13 protein-coding genes are annotated in these 20,199 nt (G+C 60.7%); 6 read left to right on the top strand and 7 right to left on the bottom strand.

The features are described 5' to 3' along the window. Positions 1 to 108: 108 nt before the first annotated feature. The 3 genes from smc to MSL71_RS18825 all read left to right on the top strand — a co-directional run bounded on the left by smc (position 109) and on the right by MSL71_RS18825 (position 6,215). Positions 109 to 3,717, top strand: coding sequence for a chromosome segregation protein SMC (gene smc, locus MSL71_RS18835; RefSeq protein ID WP_180143371.1), 3,609 nt, complete (start codon positions 109 to 111; stop codon positions 3,715 to 3,717). 187 nt (positions 3,718 to 3,904) lie between these two features. Continuing rightward, a complete protein-coding gene (gene ftsY, locus MSL71_RS18830; RefSeq protein WP_246317829.1) occupies positions 3,905 to 5,149 on the top strand; it encodes a signal recognition particle-docking protein FtsY in 1,245 nt (414 codons plus the stop codon). A gap of 199 nt (positions 5,150 to 5,348) precedes the next feature. After that, complete coding sequence (locus MSL71_RS18825) at positions 5,349 to 6,215, top strand: glutamate cyclase domain-containing protein (RefSeq protein WP_180143369.1); 867 nt, start codon at positions 5,349 to 5,351, stop codon at positions 6,213 to 6,215. A 539-nt stretch (positions 6,216 to 6,754) separates the two neighbouring features. On the opposite strand, the gene lipA is transcribed toward MSL71_RS18825, so the two are convergent. From lipA to MSL71_RS18790, 7 genes are all read right to left on the bottom strand, one after another. Then, a complete protein-coding gene (lipA, locus tag MSL71_RS18820) occupies positions 6,755 to 7,651 on the bottom strand; it encodes a lipoyl synthase (protein WP_180143367.1) in 897 nt (298 codons plus the stop codon). 198 nt (positions 7,652 to 7,849) lie between these two features. Then, the gene (gene lipB, locus MSL71_RS18815) at positions 7,850 to 8,551 is read right to left on the bottom strand and encodes a lipoyl(octanoyl) transferase LipB (protein ID WP_246317828.1); all 702 of its coding nucleotides are present in this window, start codon (positions 8,549 to 8,551) and stop codon (positions 7,850 to 7,852) included. Between the two features lie 385 nt (positions 8,552 to 8,936). Continuing rightward, complete coding sequence (gene gcvPB / locus MSL71_RS18810) at positions 8,937 to 10,397, bottom strand: aminomethyl-transferring glycine dehydrogenase subunit GcvPB (RefSeq protein ID WP_180143363.1); 1,461 nt, start codon at positions 10,395 to 10,397, stop codon at positions 8,937 to 8,939. Then, positions 10,394 to 11,725, bottom strand: coding sequence for an aminomethyl-transferring glycine dehydrogenase subunit GcvPA (gene gcvPA, locus MSL71_RS18805; protein WP_180143361.1), 1,332 nt, complete (start codon positions 11,723 to 11,725; stop codon positions 10,394 to 10,396). Before gcvPA ends, gcvPB begins: the two co-directional genes overlap by 4 nt. 118 nt (positions 11,726 to 11,843) lie before the next feature. Beyond that, complete coding sequence (gene gcvH, locus MSL71_RS18800) at positions 11,844 to 12,242, bottom strand: glycine cleavage system protein GcvH (protein WP_180143359.1); 399 nt, start codon at positions 12,240 to 12,242, stop codon at positions 11,844 to 11,846. A 149-nt stretch (positions 12,243 to 12,391) separates the two neighbouring features. Further along, complete coding sequence (locus MSL71_RS18795; protein WP_180143357.1) at positions 12,392 to 13,666, bottom strand: aminomethyl transferase family protein; 1,275 nt, start codon at positions 13,664 to 13,666, stop codon at positions 12,392 to 12,394. 335 nt (positions 13,667 to 14,001) lie between these two features. After that, on the bottom strand, positions 14,002 to 14,490 hold the full coding sequence (locus tag MSL71_RS18790; RefSeq protein WP_246317827.1) for an Lrp/AsnC family transcriptional regulator: 489 nt from the start codon (positions 14,488 to 14,490) through the stop codon (positions 14,002 to 14,004). Between the two features lie 227 nt (positions 14,491 to 14,717). Here MSL71_RS18790 and lpdA point away from each other — a divergent pair, with 227 nt between their 5' ends. The 3 genes from lpdA to ald all read left to right on the top strand — a co-directional run bounded on the left by lpdA (position 14,718) and on the right by ald (position 19,915). Next, the gene (lpdA, locus tag MSL71_RS18785; protein WP_180143355.1) at positions 14,718 to 16,151 is read left to right on the top strand and encodes a dihydrolipoyl dehydrogenase; all 1,434 of its coding nucleotides are present in this window, start codon (positions 14,718 to 14,720) and stop codon (positions 16,149 to 16,151) included. A gap of 635 nt (positions 16,152 to 16,786) precedes the next feature. Beyond that, positions 16,787 to 18,409 carry a sigma 54-interacting transcriptional regulator gene (locus MSL71_RS26735; RefSeq protein WP_180143353.1) on the top strand — a complete coding sequence of 541 codons (1,623 nt, stop codon included), beginning with the start codon at positions 16,787 to 16,789 and terminating at the stop codon, positions 18,407 to 18,409. 390 nt (positions 18,410 to 18,799) lie between these two features. Further along, the gene (gene ald, locus MSL71_RS18775) at positions 18,800 to 19,915 is read left to right on the top strand and encodes an alanine dehydrogenase (RefSeq protein WP_180143351.1); all 1,116 of its coding nucleotides are present in this window, start codon (positions 18,800 to 18,802) and stop codon (positions 19,913 to 19,915) included. The last annotated feature ends 284 nt before the right edge of the window (positions 19,916 to 20,199 follow it).

The following is a 20,199-nucleotide window of genomic DNA, read 5'->3' as shown; positions in this document are numbered from 1 at the left end:
CAGGGGAATGGTATGTGATAGCTGACGTAACGGCAGCAACCCTTCGGCTCGCCCGGCCCCTTGAGCCGAGCCGCTCATTTCACCAACCCCACGGAAACATCACCACCAATGAAACTCAAAAAACTCGAGATCACCGGGTTCAAATCGTTCATGGGAAAAACACGCATTGTGTTCCCTCCCGGAACCACCGGGGTGGTAGGACCCAACGGGTGCGGTAAGAGCAACGTGGTGGATGCCCTGAGGTGGGTCATGGGCGAACAGAACGTCCGAAAGCTCCGGGGGAAAACCTCCGAAGACATCATCTTTGCCGGATCTGCCGGAAACGCCCCCATGAACATGGCCGAGGTCTCCCTCACCATCGACAACGAAGACGGCAGCGTGGTGGGCCCCTTCAACGAATACAGCGAGATCACCGTCACCCGGCGCATCTTTCGCACCGGGGAGAGCAACTACCTCATCAACCGGCAACCCGCCCGGCTCAAAGACATCCAGACCCTCTTTCTGGGCACCGGCACCGGTAAAAACGCCTTTGCCGTGATCCAGCAGGGCAACATCGGCGCCCTCACCGACGCCAGCCCCGAGGAGCGCCGGGTCTTCATCGAAGAGGCGGCGGACGTCACCAAATACAAGGCGCGCAAAAGGGACACCGAATCCAAGATCAAGTCCACCCGTGAAAATCTGGAGCGCGTGGGCGATATCCTCGCAGAGCTTACAAACCAGCTCGCCTCCCTCAAACGGCAGGCCAAAAAAGCCCTGCTCTTCAAAGAACTCCAGCAAAGCATCCGGGACCTGGACCTTACCCTTGCCGGGGTGGAGTACCTCCAGCTGGGCCAGCGGGCCAAGGAGCTGGTCTCCTCCACGGAGCGAACCAAAGAGCGCACCAAGGCCGCGGTGACCAAACGGGATGCCCTGGCAAACGCCATGTCCCGCCTGAAACTCCACGCCCAGGAGACCACCGACACCATTGAGGCCACAAACCGAAAGATCTATGAGTTAAAGCGCCTTGCCGACCGGGACGAAACCGAAATCGGCCATCAGAAAGACAAGGCCGCCGCCCTCAAAACCGAAGTGGAAGAGGACACCCGCCTCCTGGCCGAGTCCGGGCGGAAAACCCGCGAACTCACCGAAGAGATCCGGTCCCTGCGCCTTGCCCACGGAGACCTCGATCAGGTGGTCACCGGCCTGGACAAGGAGATGGAGGAAGCCGAGCACCGGAAAAGCACGGCACGCTCCCGCCTCTCCGACCTTGAGCAGGAGAGCCACAAGGCCTCATCTCGCCACATGGCCCTGGTGGCCCGTGAAGCCTCGGTGCGCCACGCCTTCACCTCCGCGCAGAAACTCCACGAAAACGCCGACCGAAAGCTCAAACGGCGAGACGAAGACATGGCCTCGGCACGGGCCGCCCTGGCCACGGCCACGGAAAAAGGCCGAACCCTTGAAGCTGAAATGGCCGAATTCAAAGGCCAGACCGCAGAGCTGCGGGAACACATGGACGACCTCCGGGACGGCATCAACCTCCTGAAAAAAGAGGCAGACCAGGCCAACGAGACCATCAAGGCCAAAGAGATTGAAGAGAGCCGCGTCCGCTCCTACCTCGACACCATGGAAGCCATGGTTAAAAACTTCGACGGATACGGGGACGGCGTCAAAGAGGGCATGGATCGCCTGGAAGCCCTGGGATCAAGTTCCCAAGGCGTGGTGGCAAATCTCCTCCAGGTGGAAAAAGGGTACGAAGCCGCAGCCGAGGCCGCCCTGGGAAGCCTCCTCACCTATATTCTCGTGGATTCCCGGGACACCGCCCTCCACGGCGCCCACGCCATGGAAGAAAACGGCGGCAGCCGTTGCGGCTTTCTTCCCCCGGGCCATGACGCCATGTCCGCCTATGACGGCCCCGCCCTGCCGGGCTGCCGGCCCCTGACGGAACTCATGGTCGCAGACGGCCCCCTTTCAGCGCCCCTGCCCGCCCTTCTCTCCCGGCTCTTCGTGGCCGACGACCTGGCTGCTGCCGCCTCAGCCCGGGCCGCCTGCGACCACTGGGTGGCCGTGGCCACAACGGACGGCAGCCTCGTGGACTTTACCGGGGCGGTCATCGCCGGCACCCCCGGCACCTCGGCATCCCTCCTCAAGCGGCGCTCGGACATGGCCGAGGCCCGGGAAAAACTCTCTGCCGTGGGGGAGGAGCTAAACACGGCCCGCAACCTCCGAAGCGGACTCCAGACACAGCTTGATGCGCAAAAAGAGGCCCTGAAGCAGGCGGAATCCGAAATGGGCGGGCTGCTTCGCATGCGCTCTGAAAAAGAGCGGGAGTGCCTCCTGGCCGATGAACAGATCAAACAGGGCAAAAAGCACCTCACCCTCATGGACCTGGAGACCGAACAGCTCTCAGGCGACTTGGGGGAATTGGAAGAGGAGATGGACGAGGCCCGCCAAAAACTCGATGCCGTCCAGGGAGAGCTGGCTGCCCTTACCAAGGGAGAGGAGGCGGCAAAGGAAGACCTCGCCAAGGCCCGGGAACACCTTGCCCAGGCAGAACTGGCCATCGTGGAGCTGAAACTCTCCCTGGCCCGGGAAGAGGCCAAACACGAAAACCATCGGGCCACCTTAAAGCGCCTCACCGACTTCCTCAAGGAGGGCGAAGAGCGATCCCTCCGCCTCACCCAGGGAATCGAAAAAAAGACCAGGGAGTCCGCCGCTGCCCTGGAACGGGCCGCCAAACTGGAAGCGGGCCTTGAAAAGGCCTTCAAAAATGTCACCGCTGAAGAGGAAGCCCTTGCCGTCACCCGCCACCGCCTGGCCCGCATTGAAGCGGACATGGCCGAAAAAGAGAATGAGACCCGGGAACTGGCCGGGCTCCACGACGAGCTGGCCGAAGCCCTCCGCAAGGAAGAGGTGGAGCTGGCCGGGGTCCTTACCCGGGGAGATGAACTGAAAACGCGGGTCGCCGAACAGTACCGTGCCCCCATCGACCAGCTCATCCCCGCCTTTGAAGAGGCCATCCAGGACGTCCTCGACGGCACCTCCGACAAAAAAGACCTCGCAGACAAACTGGCCGGACTCAAACGAAAAATTGCCCGCCTCGGAGACGTTAACCCCGCTGCCGTGGCCCAGTACGACGAGGTCAACGAACGACACGGATTCCTTACGGAACAGCAGACGGACCTCAACGCCTCCCTGGACGACCTGGAAGCCATCATCCGCAAGATCAACCGCATCACCCAGGAGCGGTTCATCGACACCTTCCACCGCATCAACGAAAAGCTCGACGAGATCTTCCCCCGCCTTTTTGAAGGGGGCTCCGCCCGGCTGGTCCTCACCGAGCCCACCAAACCCATGGAGACCGGCGTGGAGCTCATGATCCAGCCCCCGGGCAAAAAACAGGCGCGCCTCTCCCTGCTCTCCGGCGGAGAAAAAGCCCTGTCCGCCATCGCCTTTGTCTTCTCCATTTTTCTCCTGAAGCCCTCCTCCTTCTGCGTCATGGACGAAATCGACGCCCCCCTGGACGACGCCAACGTCCAGCGGTTCAACAACCTGGTGACCATGATCGCCGAAAAATCCCAGATCCTGGTGATCACCCACAACAAGATCACCATGGAACACGCCGACATCCTCATCGGCGTCACCATGGAGAAAAAAGGGGTCTCCAAGGTGGTCTCCGTCAACCTCTGCGGCAAAGAACTCCCCACGGAATTCGAAGAGCTGGACACGGCGTCGGTTTAGTCCGGGATGTTTACAAGAGCCGCGTCCCCTGATACATTACCGTGATTTATGACAGGGTCCTGGAAATCAGCCGATCCGCCCCCATGGCCGTCGGCATCCCCGGCGCCCCGAGGGATGCGCCCGTGTGCTGCCATGTGTTTCCAAGCCCCTTTTTTTACGCCCCGAATCAGAACACAGGACGATGGATATGGATATGACGGTTCTTACGGAGACAGTGTCTCCTTATTTTGCCCCGGTAAAATCAGCCCTTGAACGCCTTGCCGAAACAGTTGCCGCGGCCATTCCCGCCCTTGCCCCCTATAAAGAGGCCCTCTGGTGGATGCTCCCCGCAAGCGCGGTGATTCTCATCCTCTTCCTCCTGGTGGTAAGAGCGGCCCTCAAGGCCCCGAAAAAACAGCCCGCCATGCCTGCGGAAGCCACCCCTTCCCCTGCCGAACCAGCAGCCACGGCAAAACCGGAACCCCAGGCAGCGCCCAAAGCCTCGGCCCCCAAACCCGCGCCCGCGACAGCTCCCGAGCCTGCCCCCGAGGGAACCGGGGTGATGAAGAGCCTCAAGAGCGGCCTGTCCAAAACCCGCAACGCCCTTTCAAGCGGCGTGGACGCCCTGTTTAAGGGAGGACGCGTCCTGGACGACGATCTCCTCGAAGAGTTGGAAGAGCTCCTCATCACCTCCGACGTGGGGGTTCGCACCACCATGGAGATCATTGAGACCCTCTCGGAAAAAGCCTCGGAGATCTCCAACTCCGCCGAGCTGAAAGCAGCCCTCAAGGCCCTGCTCCTGGAACGCATCTCCTTTGATGTGCCCCCTGAAGAGACCATGAAAAAACCCCACGTCATGATGGTCGTGGGGGTCAACGGCGTGGGCAAAACCACCACCATCGGCAAGCTGGCCACCCGCTTTGTCCGCGAAGGCAAAAAAGTGATCATCGTGGCAGGGGACACCTTCCGTGCCGCCGCCTCGGAGCAGCTCACCGTCTGGGCCGACCGCTCCGGCGCGGACATCGTTCGCCACAAGGACAACTCCGACCCGGCTGCCGTGGCCTTTGACGGGGTCCAGGCCGCCGTGTCACGAAACGCCGACATCGTCATCATCGATACCGCAGGGCGCCTCCACACCAAAAAGAACCTCATGGAAGAGCTCAAGAAAATCCGGCGCAGCGTCTCCAAAACCATTGAGGACGGCCCCCACGAGACCCTCATGGTGGTGGACGCCACCACCGGCCAGAACGCCCTCACCCAGGCCCAGCTCTTCCACGAAGCCGTGGGCATCGACGGCGTGGCCCTCACCAAACTCGACGGCACCGCCAAAGGCGGCATCGTCATCGGCATCACCAGTACCCTGGGCGTGCCCCTGAAGTACATCGGCATCGGGGAACAGGCCGACGACCTGCGCCCCTTTGACGCCGAAGAGTTTGCCGACGCCTTGCTGTAGCAAAAAATGCCTCCGGCGGCCCTGCCGGGGGCCAAACTTTTGAAAAGTTTGACAAACAGGTCAAAATAAATATTGAAAACGATGTTGATATATGAGACTTCGTGGGTTTGTTTTTAGCGCTGGATCAAAGGAATAAAGCGGCACGCTTTTTTCAAAAAGTGACCACAGGCGACATGAACAACCCAAACCCGGAGCTGGAATGACACCTCTGGACAACCTGTCGACACGCATGGAAGAAGAGCTCCTCAAAGGAGGGGCGCGGGGCATTGAGCAGGCAGCCCAAGCCCTTGACCCGGGCTATCTGCTCCGGGCCGCCCAGGGCATCCTGGACAGCCCCGGCCCGGTGCTCATCACCACCGGATTTCCCGTCTCCGGTACCTTTGAGACCGACGGGCCCGTAGGGGCCATTGCCCTCTACCGCGTGCTTGAGTATTTAAACGGATGCCCCGTCTTTGTCGGGGCGCCGCCCCTGTCCACCCTCCTCGGAAAACGCTTCCAGATCACCGAACTGCCCATTGCCACCCCGGAAGAGACCGCACCCCATATCGCAAAGCTCATGGACACCCACCGCCCCGGAGCCGTCGTCTCCGTGGAGCGCCCCGGTGCGTCCGCGCAGGGCAGCTACCACAACATGCGCGGCTCGGACATCACCGCCCATGCAGCCAAGGTGGACGGCCTCTTTAACAGAGACGACCTCTTCTCCGTGGCCTTTGGCGACGGCGGCAACGAGATCGGCATGGGCAACGTCCTTACCTCCCTTTCGTCCCTTCCCATCATTCCCTCGGTGACCCCCTGCCACGAGCTGGTGGTCTCCTCGGTCTCCAACTGGGGCGTCTACGGCGTCATCGCCATGATGGAAGCCCTCACCGGCGAGGAACTCCTCGACCTCTGCGACCCATCCCCCACCACCCACTGGCTGGTGGAAAACGGCTGCGTGGACGGCGTAACCGTCCGCCCGGAGCCCACGGAGGACGGATTCCCTTTAAGCCGAGGCGAAACCCTCATCAAACGATTCCAGTCCTGGGTCGCCCCCTTCAGCACCGAAAGCTATCCCAAAACAGCCTGATCCGCCCCCAAACCAAAATCCCCCTGCCGCTTGTGCGACAGGGGGATGCTTGCCTCCGGCGGCCCTGCCGGGGGCCCAACTTTTAAAAAGTTGGATAAACAGGTTTAATAAACGAATCCACACCTTCACAGTCCTTGTGACAATGCCTGTAGCGCCCCCAGCTTTGGTGGCGGGCGCAGCCCGCGGCGAACGCCATTGCGATTTGCCCTGAGGGACGAAGGGCGAAGCGAAATGGCAATCCGCTTTCGAGGTGGCTCACCTCGCCGCCGGAGGCATGCTTTTTATTCTCGCTCCCAGGCTCTGCCTGGGAGTGTCGGTTGCAAGGCTCCGCCTTGCCGGAGTGATGCATAGCGACGTACTGGCAGTATGTACAGGGAGGCGATCTCAAGCGTGGAGGCAGAGCCTCCGTATAGCATTCCCAGGCGGAGCCTGGGAACGAAAGAGCCATTGATCCAACGTATTGCCCCTTGGCCTCGATGCTCAACACGGGCAAAGCCCGTCAGCAAATGTGAAGGGGCGGAGCCCCGGAGCATTTGCGATCACCCGTTGCTTTGGAACAACTCCTTTGCCTTGTATGAGCTGCGCACAAAGGGCCCGCTGGCCACATCGGCAAAGCCCATGGCAAGGGCTTTTGTTTTCCATGCGTCAAAGGCTTCCGGGGTGACGTAGGTTTCCACGGGAAGATGAGCCTTTGAAGGCTGCAGGTACTGACCGATGGTGAGGATGGAGCACCCGGCGGCCAGAAGGTCGGACAAGGTGGCCTCCACCTCGGCGTCGGTCTCCCCCAGGCCCAGCATGATGCCCGACTTCAGCGGCATGGAGGGTGCCGCTTTGGCGGCATACCGAAACACATCCAGGGACCGCTGGTAGATGGCCTGGGGCCGAACCGTATCGTAAAGCCGGGGCACGGTCTCGATGTTGTGGTTAAGCACGTCCGGTTTTGCGTCGATGACGCACTGCAGGTCTTCTTCATTCCCTTGGAAATCGGGAATCAGCACCTCCACATACACCCCGTCAATGGCCTCCCGCAGGGCACGGATGGTTCCCGCAAAGGCCGAGGAACCGCCATCCTCCAGATCGTCGCGGGTCACGGAAGTCACCACCACATAGGAGAGGTTGAGCTCTTTGGCCGCCTCGGCAACGCGCCCGGGCTCCTCCGGGTCAGGCGGCAAAGGCTTGCCCCCTGCTACCGCACAAAACCGGCACCCCCGGGTACACACCTCCCCAAGGATCATGAAGGTGGCCGTACGGCTGGAAAAACACTCCCACTGATTTGGGCACTTGGCCTCCTGGCACACCGTATGAAGCGACGAATCTCCAATGAGCCGCCTCACCTTCTCGTACTCCGGCGAGGTGGGCAGGCTGCGCCGGAGCCACACCGGCTTTCTCTTACGCTGATACGCCTTTACACTATCCCGACACACATCCCTGTCCATACCCATCTCCCTTCATCGATAAAAAACCAGCCTCCGGCGGCGAGGGTGGCGAAGCCACAGTAACGAAAACACCTCGAAAGCGGATTGCCCTTGCGCTTTGTCCCTCGTTCCTCGGGCCAAAGCGCAAGGGCCTTCGGCTCGGGCTTCGCCCGACATAAAAGCTGACGGGTTGTGCGGACTGACTCACTAGCTTCCCTCTCAAGTCCAAGACCAACATAAAGCCGACGAGTAGCCATTCAACTCATTCAGAGTCATTTCCACCACCCCGCCGGAAAAAAGCGCCCCAAAAGCCCGCTTCATCTCACTCCGTGCAGCAGTCATGCTCACCTTGCAGCCCAGCTCCTGTTCGGCCGTGGTCATGGCAACGGAAAGCCCGCAAGGGTTGATCCAGGAAAAGAAGGTAAGGTCCGGGGCCACGTTGAGGGCCAGACCGTGGAAGGAGACCCCGTGATTCACCCGGATCCCCACGCTCCCGATCTTGGCGTCTCCCACCCAGACCCCACGGTTCACCGCATCGGACCGGGCAGAGACGCCCAAGGCATCCAGGGTCTCGATCATTACCTGCTCCAGGGACCCCACAAAATCGGCCACGCCCATGTGCGCCTCGTCCAGGTTCACGATGGGATAGGCCACGAGCTGCCCCGGACCGTGCCAGGTGATGTTGCCCCCCCGCTCGGTCTGGACCACGGAGATTCCCTGCTCGTTCAAAAACGCTTCGGAGACTACGATGTTCTCGCGCCCGCCCCGCTTTCCAAGGGTATACACCGGCGGGTGCTCCACCAGGATCACCACATCGTCATCAAGCTCTCCGGAAAGGCGCATGGACACCAACCGCTTTTGCAGGCCATGCACCTCTTCATAGGCGGTTAACGGCAACTCAAGGATTTTTGCGTTATTCATCACTCGCCCCTCCCACAACCGCATCAAGCCCCCCCCGGCCCCCTTATCCCCTGGAGCGCCGCACTCCGGTACGGCACGGGTCCCGACGGGCGAAAAAGCCGCACAGGAGTGCGGCGCTCCATTTCTATCGACCTTTCACCGTTTATTAGATCACACCGCCAAACTGAGCCGCGAGGCATAAGCGGGTTCGTTACGCATGCCATAAACATTCAGGATATCACCACCCTATGAGTCGGGCGTAGCCCGAGCCGAAGGCCGTTGCGATTTGGCCCGAGGAACGAGGGACAAAACGCAACGGCAATCAGCTTTCGAGGTGTTTTCGCTATCGTGGCTTCGCCACCCTCGCCGCCGGAGGCATGCTTTTCTGCAGTTCAACGCCTCTAAGCTATCCGCAAAGGCAGGGCTTTCGAGCCGCAGCGGTTTCGTCGAGGCGCCTGACTTTGCTTCGCGTGGGGGCGTTTTTAAGGAGTTCGGGGGACTCCTTGGCCTCTTTGGCGATGGCTTTCAGGGTGTCGATGAAGTTATCGATGTCCTCTTTGGTTTCTGTCTCCGTGGGCTCGATCATGAGGGCGCCATGCACCACCAGGGGAAAGTAGATGGTGGGGGGATGGAAGCCGTAGTCGATGAGCCGTTTGGCGATGTCCAGGGTGGTGACGCCGTGCTCTTCCTGGCGGGCATCGGAGAAGACGCATTCGTGCATGCAGGTCTTGTCGAAGGCCAGGTGGAAGGTGTCCTTGAGTCGCTCCTTGATGTAATTGGCGTTGAGGACGGCGTGGGCGCTGGCCTCTTTGAGCCCTTCGGCCCCCATGGAGAGGATGTAGCTGTAGGCTCTCACCATGACCCCGAAGTGGCCGTAGAAGGTCATCATGCGGCCGATGGAGTCGGGGTAGTCCGTCACCAGGCGGTAGGTGTCCTTGATTTTTTCCACCCGGGGAACGGGGAGGAAGGGTTCTAGGGTCTTGTTGACGGCCACGGGGCCGGAGCCGGGACCGCCGCCGCCGTGGGGCGTGGAAAAGGTCTTGTGGAGGTTGAAGTGCATGACGTCCACGCCGATTTCGCCCATCTTCACATAGCCCATGATGGCGTTCAGGTTGGCGCCGTCCCCGTAGACCAGGCCGCCTTTGTCATGGACGATCTCGCAGATCTCACGAATGTTCTCTTCAAAGAGCCCCAAGGTGTTGGGGTTGGTCACCATGATGCCTGCGGTGTCTTCGTCCATGAGTTCCCGGACGTCTTCCACCCGCATGATCCCCTCGCCGTTGACGGGAACCGCCACCGGGGTGTAGCCGCAGAGGGCGCCGCTGGCCGGGTTGGTGCCGTGGGCGGTATCGGGGACCAGCATTTTCGTTCGAACCTGCCCCTTCTTCTTGTGGTAGGCGTAGATCATGAGGATGCCGGTGAGCTCGCCGTGGGCACCGGCCGCGGGCTGGAGGGTCACCGCGTCCATGCCGGTGAGCTCCTTGAGAAAGTGCTCCAGGTCGTACATGAGCTTTAAAGCCCCTTGGGTCCGCACTTCCGGCAGGAGGGGGTGGGCGTCGGCAAAGCCGGTGAGGTTTGCCTGACGCTCATTCACCTTGGGGTTGTATTTCATGGTGCAGGAGCCCAGGGGGTACATGCCGGTATCCACGCCGAAGTTCCAGGTGGACAGGCGGGTGTAGTGGCGCACCACTTCCACCTCGGAGAGGTCGGGAAAGTCGGGGCCGTCCCCTGCCAGCTCCCCGTCAAAGGAGACCTCGTCCACATCGCACTCGGGCAGGGAAAACCCGCAGCGCCCTTTCTTCCCTTTTTCCCAGAGCAGGGGCTCGTTGAGTATCAGGCCGGAATCGCCTTGTCTGTAGCCGCTCATGCCGTCACCTCCTTGACCAGCTGGTCCAGATCGGTCTTCGAGAGGGTCTCCGTCACGCAGAGGAGATAGTGCCCTTGAAGTTCCGGGTAAAAACGTTCCAGGGGAAGGCCCGCCACCACCATCTTGGCCAGGAGGCGCTCGTAGGTGGCTTCAAACCCTTCCGGGAACTTCACCACAAACTCATTGAAGGTAGGTGATGCAAAGGGAATCTCTATTCCTGCCCCGGCCAGGGCCTTTTTCAGGTACTCGGCCTTGTTGTGGTTGATCTGGGCCAGGCGCCGGAAACCGCTGCCCCCCAGGGAGGCCATGTACATGGCTGCGTTCATGGCGCAGAGGCCGTTGTTGGAACAGATGTTGGAGGTGGCTTTCTCCCGCCTGATATGCTGCTCCCGGGCCGCCAGGGTGAGCACGAAGCCCCGTTTGCCGTCCAGGTCTGTGGTGGTCCCCACGAGCCGTCCGGGGAGCTGGCGCATATGGGCCTTGGTGCTGGCCAGAAGGCCCAGGCCGGGCCCGCCGAAGGATTTGGGAATCCCCAGGCTCTGGCCGTCTCCTGCCACGATGTCCACGCCCTGGCTGCCGGGATTTTTCATCAGGCCCCAGGCAATGGCCTCGGTAAAGGAGGCGATCATCACGCCTTTCTGGGCATGGATGACATCGGAAAAGCTCTTCAGGTCTTCCACCACCCCGAAGAAGTTGGGGGACTGAACGGCAACAGCGGCGACGTCATCCATGGCCTCAAGGGCTGCAAGGTCTGTGCGCCCTTCCGCTGTGTAGGGCACCTCCACCACCTCCACCCCGGCAGGATCCATGTAGGTGCGGATCACCTCCCGGTGAAAGGGATGGCAGAGGGTGGAGACGGCCACCTTCTTGCGTTTTGTCTTTTTCACGGCCATCAACAGGGCCTCGGAGAGTCCTGTAGCGCCGTCGTAGTGGGAGGCCGTGGCAACGTCCATGCCCAGGAGGCGGGTGACCAGGGTCTGGAACTCGTAGATTCCCTGGAGGGTCCCCTGGCTGATTTCAGGCTGGTAGGGGGTGTAGGCCGTTGCAAATTCAGAGCGGGAGAGAAGGTAGGGAACGGACGAAGGGATATGGTGGTTGTAGCTTCCCGCCCCGATGAACACGCGGTATTCACTGGAGGATGCCATGGTGGCGGCCAGGGAATCCATATGGGCATTCAGGTCCCACTCGCTCATGGCCGGGGGAAGGTCCATGGGTTTTGAACTCCTGCACGCGGCAGGAATGGTGTGGAAGAGGTCGTCCACGGTATCGACACCGATGACCTTGAGCATCTCGTGGATGTCTTCCGGGGTATGGGGCAAATAACGCATCGCAAAACTCCTCTTATGCTGAAAAAATCCGGGTAGGGGCACTCCCCCTTCCCATGCACGGCCCGAGCCACGGAATGGCCCGCGCCGTTCATGGGGATGACACGGTGTTGCCAGCCCCTCAGGCGTCGAAAAGCCCCAGGTACGCAGCTTTGTCGAGCAGCGCCTCCACCTCGGACAGGTCCGCCGGTTTCACGCGGATCAGCCACCCCTGGCCGTAAGGTTCGCCGTTGACCAGGGCCGGGTCGTCTTCAAGGGCTTCGTTGACGGCCACGATCTCACCGCCAATGGGCATGTACAGCTCGGAGACAGCCTTCACCGACTCCACGGTGCCGAACTCCTCGCCCTTGTCAAAGCTGTCCCCGACCTGGGGGAGCTCCACGAACACAATGTCGCCGAGCTGGTCCTGGGCGTAATCCGTGATCCCGATGACCACCTCATCGCCCTCGGTCCTGGTCCATTCGTGGTCGGTGGCGTACTTGACATCTTCCGGCAACACAAGCTGACTGATCTCTTTCATGGGGTCTCCTTTGCAGGGTTTGCGTCCTGCCCCGGGCCGACCGACGGGTGACACGGCCGGTCCGGCGAACGGGTTGTCTCATGTGGGTGATATATCCGAGCCAGGGGCCCGGGATCGAGACAGGGCTCCGGCGATCCGGAGTCCCGTCGTTACAGCATCTCGCGTATGGGGCGCCGTGCGGTGCGTCCGGGGCGAATGTCCGAGACAATCTCCACCGGCACCTTGCGTTTGCCGTGGGTAAGCACCACGGTGGTCCCGGGGGCCAGGGCCCGGGTAAGCTTTACGAATCCGCAGGAGAGCCCTCGGACTTTTGCACCTTCGGGCAACGAGCCCGAAACCGAGGACACGATGTTCCCTTGGTGGCGTCCCAGGGCCACATCTGTGGTGCAGGTAAGGATGGTACCGATGGCTTCTCCGTCCTCGGTGAGCACGCAGCTCTCCTCCCCGGCGGGGACCTTCCGTGGGTCAAAGCCTGCAAAGGCCGCGGTATAAAATACCTCCGTAGGGGAAAGCAGCGCGGTATCGCCCCGGAAGCCTTTCGTAAACGCCGTCTTTTCAGCGTCCCAGGGTAAGGCAAAATCCCAGGGGTGGTTGAGGAAGGCCCACCCTCCGATATCCTGATGGGAAAGGGGGAGCACGGCCCCGGTGCGCAACGAATCCCGGGAGGCGAGGCCACAGGGGCGAATGCCTGCGTCTTTTCCGGCTTTAAGCAGGGCCGTCCACACGGCCTCGGTTTTCTCCGGGATCACAAAGAGTTCAAATCCGAATTCACCGGTGTAACCGGTACGGGAAAGAAGAATGGGCGTGCCGTCGAGGAGCTTGACCTGCCCGGCACGGGGAGCGCGATCGTCAAAGTGACCTTTAAAAGAGAAGTAGGGCATGGAGTCAAAGACCGCTTCGGGGTCCTTGAGGACGGCCCCCAGGATTTTAGCGGCGCCCGGGCCCTGGATGTCGATTTTGCCCAGGCTGTCGGTAAGATCGGTGATGAGGCTCAGGCGCCCGTCTGAAAACCGCTCCAGCTCCATGGCGATGGCACCGCCCATGCCCGCGTTGACGCAGACCATGAAGCGATCGGACGCCATCTTGTAGACCAGGGCATCGTCGATGACATGGCCTTTTTCGTTTAAAAACGCACCGTACACGGCCCTGCCCGGCACCAGGGGCCCCGGATCCTTTCCGATGCAGCGGTCGAGGTCTTTGCTGAAGCACTCCTGGAGCAGGCCCCGAGCCCCCCCGCCGTCCACGAGGATCACGGCCATATGGCTGGTATCAAAGAGCCCGGCAGAAGTAAGCACGGCCATGTGCTCCTCCCGGGTTCCGCCTCCGTACCACAGAGGCATCTCGTAGCCGCCAAAATCGGCCATATTGGCACCATGGTCACAGTGCCAGGCGTGCAGGGGGGTCTTTTTCACCGTCGAATCCATACGCATCTCCTTTCCGGTTGACATCATCGTGACACGGAATCCACCCCGGACAAATGCAATGCAGGGTCAGTAACGAGGAGACATGCTGAGTCAATCGCTGAAACGCCGAGAGAGGAGAAAAATCGAGAGAGGGAAAGGATAAAAGCGTGAAAGGATACAGCGGTAAACCACCTGATGAAACCTGTCCTTTTCTTGAAAACCCGAGACATCATAACCACCTGCCAGAGTTCTCGAAGGCGGCACACCGGCTGAAGGGGAACCACCCTCCTTCCGCCGGAACGCCCCGGACCGCCCGGTGGGTCCGCCCCATGGCGGGCCACCACCTTCTGATTCATTTACAACAGATAGGGCACCTTTAAGTTGTACCCCTTGTACACCACAAAGGTTTCAACGGACTGGATATCCTTTACCTTGGAGAGCTCTTCGGTATAAAATTCGAGGAGCCCGTAGCCCTCCTTAAACAGAACCTGAACGATCAGATCGTATCGACCGGTGACAACGCTCACCGACACCACTCCTTTGAGGCGACTGATCTCTTCTCCCTTGTCCACGAGATTGACGTGGCTGATGTTCATCCCCACAATCACCACCCGGTGCCCCCGAAGGGATTCGGGGTTCACAAGGCCGGTTACATCAAGGACGCCCTCATCCTGAAGGCGCCTGACCCTTGCCCGGACCGTGTTTTCGGTGATGGAAAGTTCTTCGGCGATCTTCTTGAAAGAGCGCCGTCCGTCCCGAAGCAGCTTCATGATGGCGATGTGGGTCTCGTCGATGTTCATAGACTCTCGCTTGTCCGTTGTGTTCTTTCGCTCGTCAGTAAACATAATTTTTTCACTTTCTGTCAATAATTTTTTAGAACATTCATGTTTCCAGCAATGATATTGACTTTTTTTGATGTATTCCCTAATAACACTCAAAGCAACAAGTTCAGATTTCCTCAACCGATGCCCCGCGGGATGAGCCGCTTCCCACCGACCGTTCCCCTCCCCACAGCGGCCTGGACATCCCAGGGATGACAGGAAGCGGGGCATCCGCACCAAGGAGAAAAGGCATGGCAAAACGAATCATCGTTATCGGAGCCGGACCCGGCGGCTATGTGGCTGCCCTGAAAGCCGCGGCCTTAGGCGCCGAGGTTACTGTCGTTGAAAAAGAGGGCGCCGGCGGCACCTGTCTCAACTGGGGGTGCATCCCCTCGAAAATCATGAAAACCAGTGCCGACCTGATGGAGAAGATGGCCGAAAGCGAAACCTTCGGGCTTGAACAGGTGGGAGACGTCACCGTGAACATGGCGCGCCTCATGGAGCGCAAGCGCTCGATCATCGCCACCCAGCAGAAGGGCATTCTGGCGCTTTTCCAACGGGCCGGGGTCACCTGGGTCCGCGGTTCGGCCAGAATTACCGGAAAAGGGAGCCTCGCCGTAACCGAAGAAAACGGTGAAACCAGCGATCTGTACTGGGATAATCTTATCATCGCCACGGGTACCGTGCCAATGGCCTTGTCAGCCTTTCCCTTCGACGGCAAACGCGTGGTCTCCAGCAACGAGATCCTGAGCCTCTCCGAGGTCCCGGAAAGCATCGCCATCGTGGGTGGGGGCGTCATCGGCTGTGAGTTTGCCTTTATCCTGAACGCCCTGGGGGCCAAGGTGACCCTCATCGAAGGCATGGACCGGGTCCTGCCCATCGACTCTGTGGACGACGCATGTTCCAAACTCCTCACCCGGGAGATGAAAAAGAAAAAGATCACCCTGTACACCAACCGCACGGTGACCGGCGTGGACACCACGGGCGAAGGCGCCCGGGTCACCATCGGCCCCTCCCCCTTTGCCGACAACCCCACAGCCAAAGAGAAAGAGATCCTCACCGAAGAGGTTGCCATGGTGGCCTTCTGCGTGGGCCGCAGCCCCAACTCCTCGGACATCGGCCTGGAACACACCGGGGTCACCGTGGACGACCGCGGCTGGATCCGGGTGGACGACGGCATGCGCACCAGCGACCCGTCCATCTACGCCATCGGGGACATCACCGGGCCCGAACGCATCATGCTGGCCCACGTGGCCTCGGCCGAAGGGATGGTGGCCGCCGAAAACATCATGGGCGAGGACCGCACCATGGACTACACGGCCGTTCCCAACGCCATCTTTACCATGCCCGAGGTGGCCTGCACCGGCCTCACCGAAGCCCAGGCCAAAACACAAGGGCTTTCCGTGCGCACCGACACCGTCCTCTTCCGCGCCATCGGCAAGGCCCAGGTCCTGGGGGAAATCGCGGGCCAGGCCTCCATCGTCTCGGAAACAGGCACCGGACGGGTTCTGGGCGTCCACATCGCAGGTCCCCACGCCACCGATCTCATTGCCGAAGGGACCCTTGCCGTCAACAAACGGCTCACCGTCACGGACCTGGCCGAAACCATCCACGCCCACCCCACCCTGGCCGAGGCCATGCTGGAAACCGCGTTGAAGGCATCCGGCAATGCCCTGCACGGCTAAATGCGAAACAAAGCCTGCCTCCGGCGGCCAGGTGGGGGCACCTGGAAACCCTATGGCGAATGCATGAAGGCAGCCATTATGCCCACGTTATCGGGGCATTCGCGTGATGTGTAACATCTGGCAACCGTCTTTGCAGGAGAGGCCCATTTCACTCCTCTAAAAATACGATGAAGAACGTTGGGATTCGCTTGACTTTAACCGGAATAACTCCGGCGGCGAGGGTGGCGAAGCCACTATAGCGAAAAACACCTTGAAAGCTGATTGCCCTTGCGCTTTACCCTTCGTTCCTCAGGGCAAAGCGCAAGGGCCTTCGGCACGGGCTGCGCCCGATACAAAAGCCGGTGGTTTACGCGGGCAGACTCTCTCCCATCGAAGGTACTGGATACGTTATCGCAACTTGTCCATTCTCGGTTTAACCGGACAGTCTCCGGCATATGAGAGCCCAGATTTGGAAATGCTCGGAGCCCCCGCTCCTCAGGAGCCATCACATTCCCTGACGAACTCTGTCATCCAGAGCGTCTGCCCGTTTCATACCACACCAAAAGCTTGCGGCCCGGCCCTTCTGTGCTATAGTAAAAAAATCAGAATTTTACAGGACGCATGACGTCCCAACCCCTCAAACCAGACGGCGGCCCATGACTCACTCTGCTGAGAGTTTGAAACTGGAGCTCAAATTTTCCGACCGCATCGGCGTCGTGGCCGACCTCACGCGCGAAGTTACGGACAAAGGGCTCAACATCCTGTCCATGGAAGTCATCCAGGACGGAGAAGCCGCCATCGTCTACATCGAACTGACCCGTCCCACAGGCCCCCACCCGTCTCCGGCATCACTGGTCACCGCCTTCCACGGGCTGCCCGGAGCCCTGTCTGTCCGCCTTGTCCGCACCCTCCCCCGGGAGCGCAGGGAAAAGCACCACCAGGCCGTCTTTGACGGCGTCTCCGAAGGCATCATCGCCACCAACGAAAAGGGCCTCGTCACCACCATCAACCCCGTGGCCTGCCGCATCCTGGGCCACGACGCGGCCCAGCTCCTCGGCAAGAACATCCGGGACATCAAGCCCGACGGCAACATCCTGCTGGAGTGCATGGCCCAAAAACGCCCCTTGAGCCGGCGGGAGTCCGTGGTCACCCCCGACGGGCGTGTGGAGTTCTACGCCTCGGCCCAGCCCATCCACGATGCAGGGGGTCGCTCCGTGGGCACCGTGGTGCTCATGAAGGAACTCAGGGAGGTGCAGAAGATGGCAAGGGAGGTCGCCTCCCCCACCACCGCCAGCTTCAACTGCATTTTAGGAACCAGCCAGGGCATCAAAAACGCCGTGCTGCTGGCCCGGCGCATCGCCCCCACCGACGCCACGGTCTCGGTTCGGGGAGAAAGCGGCACGGGCAAAGAGCTCTTTGCCGGGGCCATCCACTTTGAAAGCGGCCGCACCGGGCCTTTCATCGCCATCAACTGCGCGGCCATGCCCGAGCCCCTTTTAGAGAGTGAACTCTTCGGTTACGCCGAAGGGGCCTTTACCGGGGCACGAAAAAAGGGCAAACCCGGACTTTTTGAGGTGGCCAGCGGGGGCACCCTTTTCCTGGATGAGATCGGTGAGATGCCCCCCGGCCCCCAGGCCAAGATCCTGCGGGTGCTGCAGGAGGGCCTGGTCCGGCGCATCGGGGGCACCCGGGAGATCCCCGTGGACACCCGCATCATCACCGCCACCAACAAAAATTTAGAGGAGATGGTCCAGAAGCGCCTCTTTCGCGAGGACCTCTACTACCGCATCAACGTGGTTCCCGTGCACATCCCTCCCCTGCGCGAACGCCGGGAGGACATCGGCATCCTTGCCCCCCATTTCCTCGACCTTCTCACCGAAAAACTCAACAACCCCCGCCAGACCATCTCCGAAGCGGCCATGGAAAAACTCATGGGCCACCACTGGCCGGGAAACGTCCGCGAATTAAAAAATGTCATGGAGCGGGGCGCCATTTTAGGGGACGGCCGCATCGTCAAGCACGCCAACATCCTTTTCAGCCATGAAGCCAACATCGTCCCCGCAGCCGGTGCCGACACTCCCGATCCCCGGGGGGGGCTTCGAGAGCTCACCGCCCAGTTTGAAACCGACCTGATCATCCGGGCCCTGAAAGAGGCCGGGAGCATCCGCAAGGCCGCCGCTCACCTCAACGTCACCCACACGGCCCTGCTCAACAGGATCAAAAAATACGGCATTCGAGTGGAAACAAAACGATCCATCGGAACGTATTCGTTCCAATAAGACAACACTCTGTTTTTACGTAACAACCCATAAAAACGGAGCCAATACGGTGCGATTTCAAACCATCTTAGCCCTGCGCCACCCCATCCCCCGCAACCCCTTTGCGCTTTTTTTCAGGGGCCCTCCCCTTTGGATGGATACCGTCTCAGCCCCCCTGTTTTCAGGCCTTCCAGCAACGTATTCCATGCAGGTTACCGGGCAACAACCCCGTTTTGCCGCACCTTTTTTTCCACCCTGCCCATTCGTGGCAGTGTTTTTGCTCTTCTTTGTTTCCATGGCCGGACGCCCCCCTCCCCCACGGGGCCGTCCTCACCCGACGTTCACAATCCCCGGCGGGGCTCATCCCCGCCGAACAACAGGCCGGCCGTGGCCGGTCCCATGGAGGTTTCAATGATCGTAGGTATCCTCAAAGAGATAAAGTCAGAGGAAAATCGTGTCGCCATGACCCCCTCCGGGGTTGAAGTGATGACCGCCAACGGGCACACCCTGCTCGTGGAGCAAAACGCCGGCGTGGGCAGCGGCTTCTCCGACGCCATGTACGTGGAAGCCGGGGCAGAGATCGTCGCCACCCCGGCCGAGGTGTTCGACCGGTCCGACATGGTCATGCACGTCAAGGAGCCCCAGCCATCCGAATACGCCATGGTAAAAAAAGATCAGATCGTCTTCACCTACATGCACTTTGCCGCGGACGAAGAGCTCACACGGGACTTTCTGAAAACCGACTCCGTGGCCATCGCGTACGAAACCATTGAAGACACCTCAGGGGGCCTTCCCCTTCTCACCCCCATGAGCGAGGTGGCCGGGCGCATGTCCGTGCAGGAGGCAGCAAAGTACCTGGAACGGGTCCATGGGGGGCGGGGGATCCTCCTGGGCGGGGTTACGGGCGTGCCCCCGGCCACGGTGGTGGTCATCGGCGGGGGAATCGTGGGCACCAACGCGGCCCAGATGGCCTGCGGACTCGGGGCCAAGGTCTACCTTCTGGACATGAACCTGGACCGCCTCCGCCACCTGGGCGAGGTGATGCCCAAAAACTGCTTCCCCATGATGAGCTCTCCGGCAACGGTGCGTGAACTGATCCGCGAGGCGGACGTGGTGGTGGGGGCCGTACTCATTCCCGGGGCCAAGGCGCCCAAGCTCATCACCCGCGAAATGCTCGGCACCATGAAACCCGGAGCCGTCATCGTGGACGTGGCCATCGACCAGGGAGGATGCTTCGAAACCTCCAAGCCCACCACCCACGGGGACCCCATCTACGAGGTGGACGGCATCATCCACTACTGCGTGGCCAACATGCCGGGCGCTGTCCCCATCACCAGCACCATCGCCCTGACCAACGCCACCCTGCCCTACGCGGTGGAGATCGCGAACAAAGGCTGGAAACAGGCGTGCAGGGACAACGACGGCATCAAACTCGGGCTCAACATGGCCAATGGCAAGATCACGTACAAAGGGGTCTCCGACGCCTTCGGCCTGGCGTACACCCCGGCCGATGATCTCCTGAAGTAACCAACCGACGTCCCCCCCCCAAGCAAACCGCAGGGCCGGGCCTCCCCACAGGGGGGCCCGCCCCTGCCACATACCGGGCTGTGCCAAGGCGAACATATCGTCATTCACTTCAGCGCACCCGACTTGCTCACAAAGACAAGCCATCTCCAGTCCGCGCCCCTGCCCCAATGGCAAATTTACCCATATTTAAAAGCGGATATTGATTATTTTTTCAAATCATGCTCTACTAACTTCCGTTTCCCTTAAGAACATCATCGCAACACAGTTCTTTCTCATATGGAGAC

Origin of the sequence: Desulfoluna butyratoxydans (assembly GCF_900699765.1) — a bacterium.
In the GTDB taxonomy this organism is placed as follows: domain Bacteria; phylum Desulfobacterota; class Desulfobacteria; order Desulfobacterales; family Desulfolunaceae; genus Desulfoluna; species Desulfoluna butyratoxydans.
Note: the sequence above shows the minus strand (reverse complement) of the source record. Positions and strands in the feature narration are given on the sequence as shown.